We start from the raw sequence: 16,704 nt of genomic DNA, 5'->3' as shown, positions 1-16,704 counted from the left end.
CGGTGGTCGCCGGACTGGAAATGAGCCCAAGCGGCGCAGTTCACCGACATCACGGCATCCAGCTCCAGCCCCAAGGCATGAAATTCCACTCGGGCCTGCTGTGCGTGCTCGACGGCGGAGGGGCAGAGCCGAAGCTCTGCCTCCAGTAGCGCGATTCCGCGGAGCGTAATGGCGGCATTCCGCCTGTTCTCCATGCGCCGGTAATACTTCAGCGCGGTATGAAGGCCGTCCATGCAGTTTTCGTATTCGCCCAGATAGAGCTGGGTCCAGGCCAAGTTGGAGACGGAATTCACCACACCGTCGTCATCGCCCAGCTCTTGATACAGCACCAATGCCTGTTGGAAATAGCCGACAGCCATGGTGAGATCTCCCCGGTCCGAGTGCGCGACCCCGAGGTTGCTCAGACTGATGGCCAGCCACGTCCGAGCCCCCGCCGTACGGGCGGATTCGACTGCCCTCGTATGGGTCTCGATCCAAGGACCCCACCGTTTCGTGAGGAAGAAGAAGTCGCGCAGGGTGAAAGCCAGCTGCCAGCACAAGGAGTGGAGGCCAAGTTCGGCAGCTGTCTCGCACAGCGCAACGAGACCCCGCCACTCCGACTCCAGCCAGAGGACCCCTGCCGCTCGGTCGCTGAACGCCCATGCTCCCTCGGGAAAGTCGTCAAGGATGACTGGCGGCCGGAAGCGCTGGGGAGTAAGCAACTTGTCTGCGGCCACTGCGAGACGAAGGCCGTGCTCCAGCAGACGCCGAAGGGCAGCGTGCTGCTCCTCCACTGTCAGATGAGCCAGGAGTTCGACTCGGGCGAACTGTCGTACAAGGTCATGCATGCTCACACGGCGCGACGACTCGTGGGTCACCAGGTGGGCGTCCGCAAGGCTGTCCACGAGCGTCGCGGCGCGAAGCGGGGCGACGTCTGCCAGGACTGCCACATCGTGAAGATCGGCGGCCAGCCCAGGATGCAGTGCCAGCAGCGCAAGAACCCGACGTTGCTCCCCGCTCAGATAGTGACACGATACGGTGAGCGCGGCGGCCACGCTGCGGTCACCGTCATCGAGCAGCTCAAGCCTATGAGCCTCGTGCGACAGCCTCACTTCGAGCTCGGCCACGCTCCGCATCGATCCGCTGCGGAGCCGGGCGGCGACGATTCGGACGGCGAGTGGTAGTCGGCCGCAGTACTCGACGACGGCGCGGACCACTGCTTCGGGAGCGCAGGCTGTCCGCTCCCCTCCGGCCTTACGGAACAGCGCCCCGGCCTCCGTATCGGTCAGTACCCCCACGGGCACGCGGGTCGCTTCTTCGAGAGCGCTGAGGCTTTTCTGGCTGGTCACGATCACCTTGCAACCGGGCTCGGACGAGAGCAGCGGAGCGACGTCCGCCGTGCTGCGCACGTTGTCGAGTACGAGCAGCAGGCGCTTGTCACGAGTCCTGCTGCGCCAGAGGTTGGCCAGGGCGTCAGGCCGGGAAGGAAGTCGCTCCTCAGGAACCCCGATCAGCTGGAGCAAGGAGCTGAGCACCTCTCGCGCGCCGTAGGGCGACGTTTCGCTGAAGTCGAGGAAGAAGCATCCGTCGGGAAAGGACTTCGACGCTGCCCAGGCCCCCTGGAGCGCCAGGGCGGTCTTGCCCACGCCGGCCATACCGCTGATTACGCACAGGTTGCCTTGGAGCGCGCCAGAGAGGTGATCTGCGACCCTTTGCAGCTCCTGCGGGCGCCCTACGAAATGAGAGGGCGAAGCAGGGAGACCGAAAATTAAATTGATGTCGGTGGGGCGTTCTTCCATCGTTTCCTCGCCCTCGAGAAGCGCTACCAGTTCGCCTTGTGCTTCCAGCGCATCATCGCAGATCCTGCCGAATCGAAGGTTTGCTTTAGTCTTCCCTGTCTCCACCTTGCTGAGATGGCTTGGGCTGCAGAACAGCTGAATAGAGAGCGTGCCCAGGGTGATTTTCTTCTCGGTCCGCCGTCGGCGCAGCTCGCTACCGAAATCGAGGGTATCCCTTTTCATGATTCCAAGTTCCTCTGTTGCGCGAAACGTCAATAGAGACGAGCCGATAAGACTGCGAGAGGTATGCCTTGTGAGGCTTTTCTGCTCTTCGGGTGCACGGCTATGCGATCGAGCGGAAGTATGGTCAGCCCCTTACCGAAGGAAGCATCCCACGGACTTGGCCGGTGAGTTGGATGTTTCCTGTTTCCGATGAGAAGAGGAAACTGGAAACGCGCTCCAGCTTGTAGGTGCCGCGCGCTCTGGAGGAGTAGGCGATCAGGTAACGTGCCGCTACTCCCGATAATCTCCTTGAACATTCGGCGGGCAGTGCCGTGAGGGCTGGAGCGCCGGGGCGACCGCGGTGTGCCCGCCGTTCACATCCCGGCCAACGTCGCGCGGGACGGCCCGCGATAGTTGAAGATCCCGCCAGGCATCAGCTTCCTACCGGCCCGTACCTCTTGCTCTAACGCGGTCAGAGCCCGGGCGGGTTCGGCCCCCGCCATCGGGCGCCAGTGTCGGGTGGCTAACACCTCCCAGTCATGAAGGAACGGCACCACATGGTGGCTCCCATTGCAGGTGCTATTCCCCGCAGGGCTCGTAGAGGTGGACGCGCCCCGGTGACTTGTAGGTTTGCAACAGCCGGTGCGGCGAACAGCGCACAGACGGCACTGCCTAGAGCCGAGGCGCTTGTGGCGGGCGGCCCAGTGGCCGGAGGCCAGCCTTGCCGGTGGACGGCCGGTGGACAGACGCCTTTGGACGGCGCAACACGGAGTGGTACGGGGAAGATTGCCGCACGTCCTCTGACCAGATGTGATGCAACTACGCAGCACCGTGCGGCAGTAGGTAGCACGGCCCTTCCCGGTCTCGTAATGCGTAGGTCTCGGGTTCGAATCCCGAAGGCGGCTCTGTGAAGGCCCCAGAACTCACTCGCCGTGATCTGGGGCTTTTGCTTTTCTCCCGAGCTGGTCGGGTAGTTGGGGATGGTGAACGGCGCCGCAGGGCCCCCCAGTGCGCGGGTGGCGTGCGTCTTCGGGGTGTTCGGCCGGTCGGTTCTGCAACCCAGGTAAGAGAGCCGAATCCGCCTTCAGCCCGAGTTGGGGTACTGGGCCCGGGTCATAGCCTTGATCTTGTTATGAATCGAACCGACGACCGGCTGGCTCCGGTCCTGTTGATATGCGCCCAGGCCGTGGTGTGGCCGGGGGCGGGGCTTGTGCGTGGGGACGTGCCCAGGGCGGTTGATCTGCTTGTCGTGGTGCTGGTCGCCGGGCTGGTCGGGGGTGCGTTGGTGCTGCGTGCCGGGCGGCCGGTGGGTGTGCTTGTCGTGGTTGTCGTCGCCTGTGCGCTGGGTGCCGGGCCGACGCCCACTGGAGCCGTGGCCGTGCTCGGGACCGCCGGTGTCGCGCTCGCCCTGTACGCCGTGGCGACCGGGCGTGACACCTTCACCGCCGTGCTCTGCGTGGTGGCACTCGCCGCTTGGCAACTGCTGCACGGCGTCAGCCTGCACGGACTCAGCGAGCGGGACGGGCTCGATCTCGTTCTGACCGCCCTGCTGTACGTCGCCGCGTGCGGTGCCGGGCTGCTGGTGCGGCGGAACCGGCGGGCGCGGTGGGTGGCCGAACGGCTGCTGAAGCGGGCCGAGGCCGAGCGGCACCGGCTGCCGGCCGTCGAGCGGCGTCGGATGGAGCGGGAGTTGCACGACGTCAGCGCCCACCATCTGACGGCCGTGGTGGTCACGGCCGGGGCGGCGCTCGGGCTGCGCGAGCGGCGGCCCGAACTGGCCGACGAGGCGCTGGAGTTCGCCGCCGAGACCGGCCGTGAGGTCACCCGGGCGCTCGGCGCCGTACGGGCCCCGGCACCCTCGCGGGAGGACCTGCCGTCGCCGGAGGAGCGGCTGCGGGATCTGGTCGCCGGGTTCCGGCGGCTGGACCAGCGGGTCGACTGCGAGATCGGCCCCCTGCCGGACGGCGCCGTCGCGGACGCGGCGTACGGCATCGTGCGCGAGGCCCTGACGAACGTGGCGCGGCATGCCCCCGGGGCGCGTACGACGGTGCTCTGCCGGTACGGGGACACCCGTACCGACGTCGTCGTCACCAGCGCCGTACCGCCGGCCGGTGCCGCCGCGCACGGGGCGGGCCTCGGCTCGGGGCGCGGCCAGGGCTTTCTGCGGTCCCGTGCGCGGGAGGCGGGCGGCACGCTGACCAGCGGCCCCACCGAGGAGGGCGGATGGGAGGTACGTGCGGTGCTGCCCGGCCGCACCGCCGCCCCCGTCGAGCCGGACGTGACGCGGGGCTACCGGCCGGCGCAGGTCGTGGCCGCCGTCGGGCTCTGCCTCCAGCCGCTGCTCCCGACGCTGGTCATCCGGTCGGAGTCCACGTCGACCGGGTCGCAGGTGTCGGCGGGCGTGCTGTTCGCGTTGTTGGCGGCGGCGCAGGCCGTCGCGCTGCTGTGGCTGCGCCGGTCGCCCCGCGTCGCCCTCGGTGCCCTGTTCGGTCTGGCGCTGCTCTGGCCGGTGGCGATGGCGGCGGGTGAGTACGGCGGTCCCGTCCTGCTGCCGCCCGCGCTGAGCATGCTCGCCACCTGCGCGGCTCTCGCCGCGGACGCGGCCCGTAACGGCAACGGCCCGGAAGACCGCCGGTGGGGCCGTGTGATCGGCGCCGCGGCCGTGGGCGCGGCCGTGCACGCGACCGCCATCACCGCCGCTGTCCTGGACCGGGGCACGACCGTTCCCGTCTGGGCGGTCGTCGCGTACGCCGTCGCCGGGGCGTCCCTGGCGATCGGCGCGGCCCGGTGGGGCGGCACCCTGCGGGGGCGGCGCGTTCGGGCGGCCCGGGGCGCCCGCGAGGAGCGCCTCGCCGTCTGGACCGGCGAGGCCGTACGGGACGCGTGGGCCGAGCGCCGCCGGATCGCCGGGGGACTGGAGACCACCGTGCTCATCCGCACCACCGACATGGTCGCGGAGGCGGAGGCGGGCCGGCTCGACACCACCGCCGAACGCGCCCGCGAGGCCCTGGCGGCCATGCGCGCCTTGCTCGACACCGTACGAGAAGGTGAGACCGGGCCCGAACTGCGGCCGCAGCCCACCCTCCAGGCCCTCGACCTGCTCGCCCAGCAGTGCCGGGCGACCGGCCGCGACGTGGAGATACGGCTGACCGACCGCGTACCGGAGCGGCTGCCCACCGCGGTGGACCTGGCCGCCTACCACGCCGCCGAGACGGTGCTGTCGGCCGGCGGCGAGGAGCCCGCGACGCTCGAACTCGACGCGGCGGACGACACGTTGACGCTCGCCGCCACCGGGGTGCCGCGTGCGGCCCTGCCCGTCGTACGGGAGCGGCTGTCGGCGCGGGTCGCCGCGCTCGGCGGCACCCTGACCACCGAACCGGCGGGCATGCTTCGTCTCCGGTTGCCGCTCGATCAAGGCGACGAGAAGAGGGACCGATGAGCGGTTCGATGAGCGGCTCGACGAGCAGTCCGGCCAGCGGTTCGATGAACAGTCCGACGAGCAGTCCGGCGAGCCTCAGTGTGTTGGTCGTGGACGATCAGGGTGTCGTACGGGCGGGGTTCGCCGCCGTGATCGACGCCGAGGACGACATGACGGTCGTCGGCGAGGCCGCCGACGGCGCCGCCGCCGTACGTCTCGCCGAAGAACTGGCACCCGACGTGATCGTCATGGACGTCCGGATGCCCGGACTGGACGGCATCGCCGCCACCCGGATCATCACCGGCCGGCCGAACGCGCCCCGCGTCCTGGTGCTGACCACCTTCGACCTCGACGCGTACGTCTTCGACGCGCTGCGCGCCGGCGCCTCCGGGTTCCTGCTCAAGGACGTGCACGCCCCCGAACTGCTCAACGGCATCCGGGTGGTGGCCGCCGGCGAGAGCGTCCTCGCCCCGTCCGCGACCCGTCGCCTCATCGGCCACTACGCGTCCGGAGCGGGCGCCGGGATCCGGGCCGGCAGCGGTCTACGTGAGCTGGACAGCCTGACGGGCCGCGAGCGGTTCGTCCTCACGCTGGTCGCGTCCGGACTCAACAACACGGAGATCGCCGCGGAACTCGGCATCACCGTCGGCACCGTGAAGTCCCATGTGAACGCGCTGCTGCGCAAGCTCGAACTGCGCGACCGGGTGCAGGCCACGATCCTCGCGTACGACCTCGGGCTCGCCCGCCCGAACCCGCCGGGTGTCTGAACAGCCCGGTGTCTGAACAACCCCATGTCCGAACAACCCGGTGCCCGAACAGCCAGGTGCCCGAACAACAAGTCCGCACCACCATCGCCGTCAAGGAGTGCACTGCCATGTCCGCTTCCGCATCCGCATCCGCTTCCGTTTCCCGCCGACTGCGCCACGCCCTCGGCGACATCTTCGCCCTTGTCTACCTCGCCGTCTGCGCCGCGCTGCTCGTGTGGGCGCTCGTGGTCAGCGCCACCGACAGCACGGACGAGTCCATGGCGGGCGTCATCCCGATTTTCGCGACCGCGCCGGCGAGCCTGGTGCTGCTCGCGCTGCCCGACAACACCGCGATGATTGTCGTCGCCGTGGCGTTCGGGGCGCTCGTCAACGCCACCCTCATCGGCCTGTGCGCCCGCGCGCTGCGCCGTGGAGGCAGCGCGCGCTCGGCTTCCCGCTGAGGCTTTGGCGGCAACAGCGCGCAGCGCGCACGGGTCTTAGTGCCGGGCAAGGTTGCTGCAAGGACGCTGCAAGGAAACCGAAGTGCGGGTCGGGAATCCCTCTGCCGACTGCTGTACGCAGCCGACAAACATGGGGGACCGTTGTGTCTGTCAAAACCACCAAATCGGCTCTGATCGAACAAGGTCAGTGGCTGACCGTACAGGACTGCAAGCGGGTGCTGGTCGTCGTCCACACGGTGACGTTCGCGCAGCGCCTGCGTGAGGTCTTCGCGTTGCTGGAGGCCGATCTCCGTATCCAGGTCGTCTTCACCGCCGCGCCGCACGCCTTCGGGAGCGGCGTTCCGCAGTATCTGTGGAGTCTGGGCATCACCACAGTGCCGTGGGAGGAGGCCCTGCGGGCCGAGTTCGACTTGGCGCTTGCCGCCGGGGCACGGGGCGTGCACGAGTTGAAGGCTCCGGTACTGCGAATCTCGCACGGGGCCGGCCACATCAAACCGCAGACAGACGCCTCGTCGCTGCCGCCGGGAGTAGAGCCGGTGCCGGGGATGATGAGCCGTCAGCAACTGCTGCACGAGGGGCGCATGAGGCCCGGCGCGGTCGTGTACGCGCACGAGCGGGATCTCACGGAGCTGGCGCGCTCCTGCCCGGAGGCACTGCCGGCGGCCGACGTCGTGGGGGATCCCTGCGTCGACCGCATCCTGGCGGGCCTGCCGCGCCGTGAGCAGTTCCGCCAGGCGCTGGGGATAGGTGCCGGGGAACGCCTCGTGCTCATCCCTTCAACCTGGGGACCCGCCTCCACCTTCGGACGGCTCGACTCGCTGCTGCCACAGCTGTTGAGTCGGCCTTTCGGCCCCAGCTACCGGGTGGCGCTGCTGATTCATCCGAACGTGTTCGCCGGTCACGGCACGTGGCAGGTGCAGAGCTGGCTGGCCGGGTGCCGGGGCCGGGGCATCGCGGTCCTGCCGCCCGAGGCGGACTGGCAGGCGCCTCTGATCGCGGCGGACTGGGTGATCGGTGACCACGGTTCGCTGACCGCCTACGCCACCCTCACCGAAGCGACCCTGCTGCTCACACCCGGACCGAGGCGGCAGATCTCCGCATCCTCGCCCGCGGCGCTGTTGGCCACCGTCGCGCCGGTGGTCTCACCGGCGTATCCGCTGGAGGAACAGCTGAGTTACGCGGCGCGCGAGCGCAGGCCCGGTCAGTACGAGCAGGTGGCCGCCCTGCTGTCCTCGGCACCGGGCCAGTTCCACCGCCGGATGCGCGCCGTCGTCTACCGATTGCTCAACCTGGGCGAACCGGCCTACGCGCCTGTCGTGTCACCCCTGCCGCTGCCACCGGCGCTCGACCGCTGGGCGGCCACCGACCTGGGACTGGCACAGTGACGCTCCGGCCCCCGGCGCCGGCGCGGGCCGGGGCCCGGTGGGCGGACGCCGCCTGGTGCACGGTGCGGTTCGGCCGTCCGGTCGGCCGGGGGCGCGGGCTGGCCTCCCGCTCCTTGGCCGTGCTCTGGCGGCCGGTGGGCGGAGGAGCGTGTGCCCCGGACTCGGCGCCCTGCCAAGCCCTCGGTTACGTCACCTGCCACGAGCGCGCGCGGCTCGACGGGCCCGTTGATCACCTGCGGGGCCGATTCGCGTGCGACGTACACCTGCGCGTGAACCCGGATGCTCCCGAGCAGGCGGACAGGGCGCGGTATGCCGATGTGCTCGTCGTCCGCGAGTCGTTGGCCCCGGCGGCGGCTCACCGCCGTGCGAACGAGCTGCTCGTGCGGTATCCGGGCTGTCTCGTCGTGGCCGTGCCCGACTCCTCGCGGGGGTGCGCCCTGGCGGTGAGAGACGGCGGAGACGCGTGGGCCGTTCGGCGACAACTGCCGGCCGACCTCATCGCCTCCGTGGCTCACACCTGGCTGTCGGCCGGCGGCTCTCGGGCCGGTCTGCGGTCCGTCGGTATCTCGGTACGGGGACGCGCCGCTGATCGGTGAGGGTACGGAGCGAAACCGGCTGCGGCGCACTCAGCGACGTCGCAGCCGGTCCTCCATACGCTGCGCCTCGTCCGGGGCGAGCAGACGGTAGATGTCCCTGGCGGCCTCGTAGTGGCGACGGGCCTCGTCCCGGTCGCCCTGCCACTCGGCGGCCTCGCCCAGCCACGCCAGACAGCGCGCCTCCCAGTGCGCGTCCCGCTCGGTGGATCCCCGGAAGGCTGCCAGGGCCCACGTCAACTTGGCCGTGCCGTCGCCGTGTTGACCGTCCAGGACCAGTGTGTGGCCGAGCGTCGCCTGCACCCGGGCGGCCTCGTACTCCTCACCCATCGACACCAACTCGTCGTGCGCACGCACGAGTTGACGGACGGCCTCCGGGAAGTCCGCAGCCTCCAGCTCGGTTTCACCGAGCCGCCGCCGGGAGAGCGCAACGCCTCGCGCGTAGCCGACCGACTCCCACAGACGCAGGGAGTGTTCGAAGTGGGCGCGCGCCTCGTCGAGGTGCCCGGTCAGCAGGCTGAGGTGGCCGAGGCCGTTGATGGCCTGTGCCCGCTGCTTCGTGTCACCGTCGGCGGTGGCGTGCTCCAGAGCCCGCGTGTACCAGTCGGCCGCCTCCTCGTGACGGCCGGCGTCGCGCAGCCCCATCGCCCCCGAGGTCAGCATCCGGCCCTCGCCCGCCCGGGAGCCGCTCGCCCGCGCCGCCGCGAGGCCCAGTCGGTGCGATTCACACCATATGTCCGATGGGCGTAGGCGCAGGACCAACGGCCAGATGGCGTCCGCCAACTGCCAGCAGGATGCGTGCCATTCGCGCTCGGCGCAGAGCCGCACCGCGGCCATCAGTCCGTCTCGGTGCGAGTCGAGCCAGGCCAGCGCGGAGGCCGGGCCGTCGAACGCGGTGGGCACCACGCGCGGGCGGGTGTAGTCGCGCGCCAGCGTGCGATGGCTCGGAGTGAGGATGCTCTCCGCCGAGGTTGCGGTGGCCAGACACCAGTCGACGTAGCGGCGGAGAGCGTGGTCGCGCAGCGACGTGCTCTCCTCCTCGCCGAGCCGGCGTGCGTGCGGGCGTACGAGATCGTGGAAGCGGTACGTTCCCGGGCCGGTCTCCTCCAGAAGGTTGGCTTCCACGAGGGTGCCGAGGGCCAGGTCGACGGCGTCGGTGTCGGCGGCGTATCCCTCGTAAGGCTGGTCGGCATCGGCACCGGCGTCGGTGTCGGTGCCGTTCTGCTGGGCCGTCGGCTCGGCACTGACCGCCGTCAGCATGAACAGGTCGTACCGGTCCGTCGGCAGCAGTCCCGCGCGCCGGTAGAGCGCCGCGCTCGAGGGCGGCAGCAGTCGATACGACAGATCCAACGCCGTACGCACCACGGCCTCTCCGTCCACCCGCAGGGCATCGAGGGGCCCGTACCCCTGGGACAGGCTCTCGGCCAGAGCGGACACGGAACGGTGCGGTCTGACCGCGAGCTGCGCGGAGGCCAGGCAGATCGCTAGCGGCAGCCGGGCGCAGAGGGCGACCACCCTTCGCGCGGCCTCCAGGTCATGTGCGACGCGCTGCCCGCCACCTCCGACGGTCAGCAGTTCGACGGCCGACTCGGTGGTCAGGGCCTTCAGCCGATGGACGGCCGCGCCGTCGGCGAGCAGTCCCGTGAGTTGGGATCTGCTGGTCACCACGGTGAGTCCGGTCGGCGCACCGAGCAGCAACGGGCGGACCTGGGCGGCTGTGTAGGCGTTGTCCAGCAGTACGGCCAGCCGGAGACCGGCCGTCAACGAGCGCCACAGGGCGACTCGTTGAGCGGTGTCCGCCGGTACGGAGAGCGCGCCGAGCGCGCGCAGGAATCCGTCCAGGACGGTGGAGGCGTGGACGGGGCCGCTCCCTTCCTCGGTGCTGTGGCCGGCCAGATCGGCGTACAACTGGCCGTCGGGGAAGCTGTCCGTCTGCTCGTGCAGCCAGCGTGCGACCAGCGTGGTCTTGCCGACCCCCGCGAAGCCGCTGACCACCATGAGCTGGGGTGCGTCGGCGGATCGCCGGGAGCGGAGGGTATCCAGTGCGCGTACGTCCGCTTCGCGGTCGACCAACCGCGCGCGGACCGGCGGTAGTTGGCGGGGCACCGGAAGGCTCGGGCTGCTCGGGGCGGTCGGCGGGTGGAAGTGGATGCCGCCCTGGACGTCGCGAGCCTGCACGGTCGAGCCGTGCAGCACGGCTCCGTCGGTGATGCTGTTTCTCGCGGACGGTGGCGGTGGCGGCTGTGACGGTGCCGGGCGCGGCGGTGGCGGCGCGTGGTGGTGTAGCCAGCCGTGCAGGACACCGGCCGTGGCCACGTCATGAGAAGCTAATTCACCTAAAATATGGGCTAATTGGCGCAGTTCAGGCAGCTCCGTGGGGGGCCACAGCGCGGACACGGCCCGATCCGCCCGCGCCGCCACCTGTACGACGTGGTCCAACTCCCGCCATCCGGAGGATTCCCGGTGAGCGGCGCACGTGACCATGGCCGACAACAGAGCGTCCGCGCCCTCGGATTCCGGAAATACCACAGCGATAACCCCCGTTCGACTCCGTGTGCATCATGCCGACAGCATATGCCCGCGGAATGCGATGCCTTTAGCCAGCAGGAGAGTCTTTCCCCACTTCACCCTGTGAAGGAACAGGATCGTTCAGCGATAAGTCAGTTTCGGACTTAAGGGATGCCCATATAGCCACATGTGGCGCATCCATGTCACTCTCGGATACCCGGCCAACGATGGGCCGGACCGGCGGAAGGACGCTGGTGGAATTCGAGATTCGACTTTCTGGATCTGTCGAAGTACGGGCCGCAGGCCGACGCAATGATCTCGGTTCCACCAAAACCAGATTGGCACTCGCCGCCCTCGCCTGGGACGCCGGCCGGACCGTCAGCGTCGATACGCTGATTCACCGGATCTGGGACGAGAACCCACCCGCCAAAGCCAGGGAAGCGCTGCACACCCATGTGTCGCGGATCCGCAAGGCGTTCAGGATCGCCGGTGCCGACGCCCCGCCCCTCACCAGCCGCACCAACTCGTATCTGCTGGGTATCGATCCGGACCGGGTGGACCTGCGACGCTATACCAGCTACGTGGACCAGGCGCGTTCCCTCGCGGCCGGCAACTGCCCGGACCAGGCGATCCAACTGCTCGACGACGCAGCCGGTCTCTGGCGCGGCGAACCCCTGGCCGGGATCGCGGCTTACTGGGCTGGCCATCTGCGCGACACCGTCACCGAGACGCGGCTGACTGCCGCCGTGGTCCGGGCCGAAATCCTCATGGCGGGCGGGGAGTTCACCGAAGCCGTACCCGTACTGCTGCCTCTGGCGCAGGAACACCCCGACGACGAAGCGCTGGTGGAAAGGCTTGCCCTCGCGCTCTACGGCAGCCGCCGGGTGGCCGAGGCGACCAAACTCCTCCAGCGGACGCGACAGCGCCTGGTCCGTGACACGGGCCTCGACTCGGGCCGACGGCTGCACCAGGTCCAACGGGGAATTCTCGCCGGGACGCCGGCACCGGCGCTGCTGGAGCACTCCGGTGTCGGAGCGCGCGCGCCGGCCCGCTCCGGACGTCACGTTCCGGACAACTTACCCCGCGACATTCCCTGGGTCGGGCGGCGTGACGAACTGCGGAGACTCACCGCCGCACTCACGGAATCGCCGGATACCGCGGCTCCGGTCATCACCATCGAGGCGATCGACGGCCTCGGCGGCGTGGGCAAGACGTCGATGGCCGTGCACCTCGCCCATCAGATGCGTGACCGGTTTCCCGATGGGAGGCTCTACCTCCATCTGCGTGGTTACGGCTCCGACCGAGAGCCCCTGAGCGCCACCCACGCCCTCACCGAACTGCTCCGCCTGCTTGGCACCGGCGTTGACGAACTGCCCCAGAACCTTGACGGGTTGGTCTCGCTCTGGCGGCTGACCGTACGGGATCGCCGCATGGTGGTGATACTGGACGACGCCGCGGGACCGGAGCAGGTCAAGCCCCTGCTGCCGGGGGCGTCGCCGACCGCCGTCGTCGTGACGAGCCGGCGCCGGCTCGCTGGTCTGCCGGGTGTACGGTCCGTCTCCCTCGACGTGTTGCCGCACGACGACGCGATCGCGCTGTTCGACCAGTGGGTCGACGGCCGGCACGTGAGCCGGGTGTCGGACGTCGCGCGGATCGTCCAGATCTGCGGCCATCTGCCGCTTGCCATCGAGATCGTCGCCAACCGCCTTCTCGCCAGGCCCTCGTGGACCACGTCGGATCTGCTGACGCAGTTGGCCAGGGACGGCGGACTGGCCGAGATACGGGACGGCGAGCGGACGTTGAGGGACGTCTTCGCCTCCTCGTACGATGCGCTGTCCCGATCGCGGCGACTGGTCTTCCGCCGAGTCGGACACCACTTCGGATACGAATTCGGACCACACGCGGTGGCCGCCCTGACCGGTCTCTCGCTGGAAACGACCGAATCCGCACTGGAGGAACTCCTGGCCCATCGCCTGATTTCCGAGCCGTCCCCGCACCGATTCACCATCCATGATCTGCTGCGTACGTACGCACGTACGCTGCCCGACGAAGGCATCGATTCCTATTCCGGTTCCCTACCGGAAGCCGCGGATGACGGAGAAGCGGGCGAGGTCGAGGACGGCGGGCCCCGGAAGGCAATGCGGCAGCTGGCAGCGTATTACCTGCGCATGGCAGACCGAGCCGACCGGCTCGCCTACCCGTTCCGCTCGCGGATCGCCGCAGACGGAATGGATCTTCCTCCCACGCCGTCGCCCGGGATCGGTGACGCACGGTCGGCAGAGCGATGGCTGGTCATGGAGAGCGCCAATTTACTGAGTTTTCTCGACTGGACTCGACAGAACGGTTCAGAACGTCAACTTGCCTTATGCGTCCATGTGTTGGCGGGATTTCTGGATATGGAGGGCTATCTCGCCACCGCCGATCCGCCGCTGCGCCGGGCCGTCGCCCACTGGCGTACGGCGGGCGAGGAAGCGGCGCGGGCACGGGCCCTGCTCGACCTCAGCGTGGTGTGCGTCCACGGTGGGAAGTACGACGAGGGTTACTCGACGGCGCGTGAGGCGCTCGGTCTCGCTCGGTCTCTCAAGGACACCGTGCTTGAGAGTGAGTGCATTCATCATATGTCGATTCCGATGTGGCACACCGGGCAACTGGCACTCGCCCAGAATCTTCAGGAGCGCGCGCTATTTTTGCGTAAGCAATTGGGTGACATTCTGCAAATTGCGCGCAGTCACAATTTCCTTGGAATAATCCATCTCCATCTCGGACAGGACCGCGATTCTGTCGAGTATTTTCAGCTGGCCTTGACCGGTTTCACCGACGCGGGTGATGATCGCGGGCGATACAGGACATTGAACAACGTGGCTGAACTCTGGCAGAAGCTGGGCAACAAAGAAAACGCCGAGCGGTATTACCGGGAAGCGTTGAGTGTCTCGAAGACCATGGGGGGAAGAGGAGACCGGGCCACTCTCCAGATGAATCTCGCGAGCGTTCTGACCGATCGCGGAAACACTGATGAAGCCCTCGCGCTCTACGAAATGTCGCTGCCCGCCCTACGGGCCGTCGGCGATGTGCAGGGGGAGGGTACGGCCCTCAACGGGACCGGCAGGGCGCACCGAGCCGCAGGGCGCAGCGAGCGGGCGCTGCCGCACCACCTGGCTGCCTTGGCGGTGATGCGTCGTATCCAGGCTGCGGCTGAGGAGATCGGGGTGCTCTACGACCTGGCGCTGGCGGAGCTGGACACGGGCCGGCTCGACCAGGCCGCGACGCACCTGGCGGAGTCCCGCGCTGTCAGCCGCAGGATCGGGGCGCGTGCGGACGAGGAGCGGGCCGCGCTGGCGCTGGAGCGGCTCGGGCGGTTGAGGAGTCCGGAAAGCTAGGCCGTACCGACATCGCGGAACACGCGCGTCCTTGGCATATGCGGCGGCATATGCCAAGGACGCGCTTTTTCCGTTGTCCGGGTGTGGTGCGAGGAGAGTGCCAAGAAGCGATAGCATCCTCGCGCAGGGTGATCGCGGAGCGACTTCTTCTGAGTCCCGCTGTCTCTCGCCTGCCTCAAAAGAATGAGAACCGAAGGACAACATCTGTGTCGTCGAACAGCAACAGCGACTCCTGCATCCGCGTCACAAGTAAGGGCAGCATCGCCGTATTGGTGCTTATGGGTAAGACCCTGGTTTGCATGGCGTACATAGCCTCGGCAATTAACTCTGGAGGCCCGGGCAGCATCTGAGGGAGTCGACAGCAGAATGCCGGACCACGGAACGTGGCCGGCATTCCACTGTCCGGGCCGACGGTTCAGGCCTCCGGCGTCGGTCGGCGCGGTGTCGCCGGGAAGGAGGCGGCCTCGGTCAGGGCCGTGAAGGCGGCGCGGGTGTGAGTGGACAGGTCGCCCCCGGGCGTGGACGCCCAAGTCGTCAGGGCGCAGTGGAACGCGGCGACCAGCATGTCCAGGGCCAGCCGGGGGCGCAGGTCCAGCGGGTCGGGGATGTCGAGGCGGCGGTGCAGGGTGGCCAGTGCCGTGCGGGTGGTGCGGTCGCAGAAGTGCAGGCCGTGCGCGTCCATCGAGGGGGTCCGCTCGGTCAGCCGGCGGCTGAGCCGGACGCGTTGGCTCCAGTCGTCGGTGATCGTCCGGTCCAGCGCCGTGAGCAGGGTGTCCTGGGCCAGCCTCAGGACCGTCCGGTCGGCGGGGCCGAGGTCGGCCGTGTCGAGTAGGTCGAGGACCGTCAGCCACAGGTCCTGCGTCGGCGCCATCGCCACGTCTTCCTTGCTGGTGAAGTAGCGGAAGAACGTGCGCTTGGAGACCTCCACGGAGTCGCAGAGCTCGTCGAGAGTCACTTTGTCGAAGCCGCGCTCGGTGAACAGTTCCAGGGAGGTGTCCACCAGGAGTTGGCGCGTGCGCTGCTTCTTTCGCTCGCGAAGCGACCTCGGCGGAGGGGAGGCGGGGGAGGCGGGGGATCCGGGTGGCGCGGCGCTCATGAACTCCACCGTACCGGAGAAGCGAATGCCGCTTGTGCGCGTATGCCACTCAGTGGCACATTGGGCGGGGTCGAGTCCCTGAGAAACGGGTCGAGTCCCTGAGAAAGGCGTCCTCCCATGCGCGCTCTGCTTGTCGACCACTCCACGCCCACCGGCATACGGCTCGGCGAGGCCCCCGACCCCGACCCCGCGCCGAACCAGGCCCTCGTCCGCGTCGCCGCGACCTCCCTCAATCACGGCGAGGTCCGATTCGTCCTGCGAGAGGCCCCCGACGGGGCCGTGCTCGGCTGGGACGCGGCCGGAGTCGTCGAACGCGCCGCCGCCGACGGATCGGGTCCGCCCGTCGGTACGCCCGTGGTCACCCTCGGACCGGATGGCGCCTGGGCCGAACTCCGGGCGGTCGGAACCGACGCGATGGGTACGGTCCCGGCCGGCGCCGACCTCGGGCCCATCAGCACCGTTCCCGTGGCGGGCGCCAGCGCCCTGCGCGCGCTGCGCCGGATCGGTCCGCTGCTCGGCAAGCGGATCCTGGTCACCGCGGCGACGGGCGGCACCGGGCGGTACGCCGTACAGCTCGCCCGGCTCGGCGGCGCGCACGTCATCGCCTCCACCGGCGACCCGGACGCCCACGGGGCGGGCCTGCGGGCGCTCGGGGCGCACGAGGTCGTCGCCGGTCCCGCCGGTCTCGGCGCGCCGGTCGACGGGGTCGTCGATCTGGTCGGCGGCAGCCAACTCGTCGACGCCTTCACGCGGTTGACGAAGGGCGGGACGCTGGTCTCGGTCGGGCACGTCGCGACCGACGAGGGTGAGAACTTCCCGTACGGCGCCCTCTTCGGCAACGACGGACGGCACGACCGCTCGCTCGTCACCTTCTACCTGCTCGACTGCCCGGACCTCGGGCCGGACCTCGCCCTGCTCGCGTCCAAGGTCGCCGCCGCCGAACTTGACGCGCAGGTCTCCTGGCGCGGCGGCTGGGACAAGGCGCCCGAGGCGGTCGAGGCCCTGCTCGAACGCCGGCTCCACGGCAAGGCCGTCCTCGACCTGCGGTGATCTGAGACCTGCGGTGATCCGAAGACGCGTACGGGCGGGGATACGGGCGGGGATACGGGCAGGGATACGGCGTCGGCCCCCGGGACTGGTC

At 69.3% G+C, this 16,704-nt stretch carries 10 protein-coding genes; 7 read left to right on the top strand and 3 right to left on the bottom strand.

Going from position 1 to position 16,704, the window contains the following annotated elements:
• On the bottom strand, positions 1–2,000 hold a 2,000-nt coding region (locus ACFUN8_RS32385), incomplete at its 3' end, for an NB-ARC domain-containing protein (protein WP_383645538.1).
• A 1,111-nt stretch (positions 2,001–3,111) separates the two neighbouring features.
• On the opposite strand from ACFUN8_RS32385, the gene ACFUN8_RS32380 reads away from it, so the two are divergent.
• The 5 genes from ACFUN8_RS32380 (at position 3,112) to ACFUN8_RS32360 (ending at position 8,585) form a co-directional block, all read left to right on the top strand.
• Positions 3,112–5,418 (top strand): histidine kinase, encoded by a 2,307-nt coding sequence (locus tag ACFUN8_RS32380; RefSeq protein WP_383645535.1) that lies wholly within the window; start codon positions 3,112–3,114, stop codon positions 5,416–5,418.
• Positions 5,419–5,462: 44 nt separating this feature from the next.
• Positions 5,463–6,164 carry a response regulator gene (locus tag ACFUN8_RS32375; RefSeq protein WP_383645541.1) on the top strand — a complete coding sequence of 234 codons (702 nt, stop codon included), beginning with the start codon at positions 5,463–5,465 and terminating at the stop codon, positions 6,162–6,164.
• Between the two features lie 107 nt (positions 6,165–6,271).
• Entirely contained in the window at positions 6,272–6,604 is a 333-nt protein-coding gene (locus ACFUN8_RS32370) for an SCO4225 family membrane protein (protein ID WP_383645532.1), read from the top strand.
• 143 nt (positions 6,605–6,747) lie between these two features.
• Entirely contained in the window at positions 6,748–7,989 is a 1,242-nt protein-coding gene (locus tag ACFUN8_RS32365; RefSeq protein ID WP_383645529.1) for a hypothetical protein, read from the top strand.
• Entirely contained in the window at positions 7,986–8,585 is a 600-nt protein-coding gene (locus ACFUN8_RS32360; RefSeq protein WP_383645527.1) for a hypothetical protein, read from the top strand. The genes ACFUN8_RS32365 and ACFUN8_RS32360 overlap by 4 nt, the downstream gene beginning before the upstream one ends.
• Positions 8,586–8,615: 30 nt before the next feature.
• On the opposite strand, the gene ACFUN8_RS32355 is transcribed toward ACFUN8_RS32360, so the two are convergent.
• Positions 8,616–10,898 carry a tetratricopeptide repeat protein gene (locus ACFUN8_RS32355; protein WP_383645524.1) on the bottom strand — a complete coding sequence of 761 codons (2,283 nt, stop codon included), beginning with the start codon at positions 10,896–10,898 and terminating at the stop codon, positions 8,616–8,618.
• A gap of 446 nt (positions 10,899–11,344) precedes the next feature.
• Between ACFUN8_RS32355 and ACFUN8_RS32350 the strand changes: the two genes are divergently transcribed.
• Positions 11,345–14,467 (top strand): tetratricopeptide repeat protein, encoded by a 3,123-nt coding sequence (locus ACFUN8_RS32350; protein ID WP_383645521.1) that lies wholly within the window; start codon positions 11,345–11,347, stop codon positions 14,465–14,467.
• 415 nt (positions 14,468–14,882) lie between these two features.
• Here the strand turns inward: ACFUN8_RS32350 and ACFUN8_RS32345 are convergent, their stop codons facing one another.
• Positions 14,883–15,563, bottom strand: coding sequence for a TetR/AcrR family transcriptional regulator (locus tag ACFUN8_RS32345; RefSeq protein ID WP_383645517.1), 681 nt, complete (start codon positions 15,561–15,563; stop codon positions 14,883–14,885).
• Between the two features lie 117 nt (positions 15,564–15,680).
• On the opposite strand from ACFUN8_RS32345, the gene ACFUN8_RS32340 reads away from it, so the two are divergent.
• Positions 15,681–16,613, top strand: a complete 933-nt coding sequence (locus tag ACFUN8_RS32340) for a zinc-binding dehydrogenase (RefSeq protein ID WP_383645515.1) — start codon at positions 15,681–15,683, stop codon at positions 16,611–16,613.
• Positions 16,614–16,704: the final 91 nt, after the last annotated feature.

It is taken from the genome of Streptomyces sp. NPDC057307 (assembly GCF_042667665.1).
Classification (GTDB): domain Bacteria; phylum Actinomycetota; class Actinomycetes; order Streptomycetales; family Streptomycetaceae; genus Streptomyces.
This window is presented reverse-complemented; position numbering and strand designations above follow the sequence as displayed.

Bases quoted from the DNA above. Each gene is read 5' to 3' on its own strand.
- ACFUN8_RS32380 (WP_383645535.1), top strand. From the start codon at position 3,112: ATGAATCGAACCGACGACCGGCTGGCTCCGGTCCTGTTGATATGCGCC.
- ACFUN8_RS32375 (WP_383645541.1), top strand. From the start codon at position 5,463: ATGAACAGTCCGACGAGCAGTCCGGCGAGCCTCAGTGTGTTGGTCGTG.
- ACFUN8_RS32370 (WP_383645532.1), top strand. From the start codon at position 6,272: ATGTCCGCTTCCGCATCCGCATCCGCTTCCGTTTCCCGCCGACTGCGC.
- ACFUN8_RS32345 (WP_383645517.1), bottom strand. From the start codon at position 15,563: ATGAGCGCCGCGCCACCCGGATCCCCCGCCTCCCCCGCCTCCCCTCCG.
- ACFUN8_RS32340 (WP_383645515.1), top strand. From the start codon at position 15,681: ATGCGCGCTCTGCTTGTCGACCACTCCACGCCCACCGGCATACGGCTC.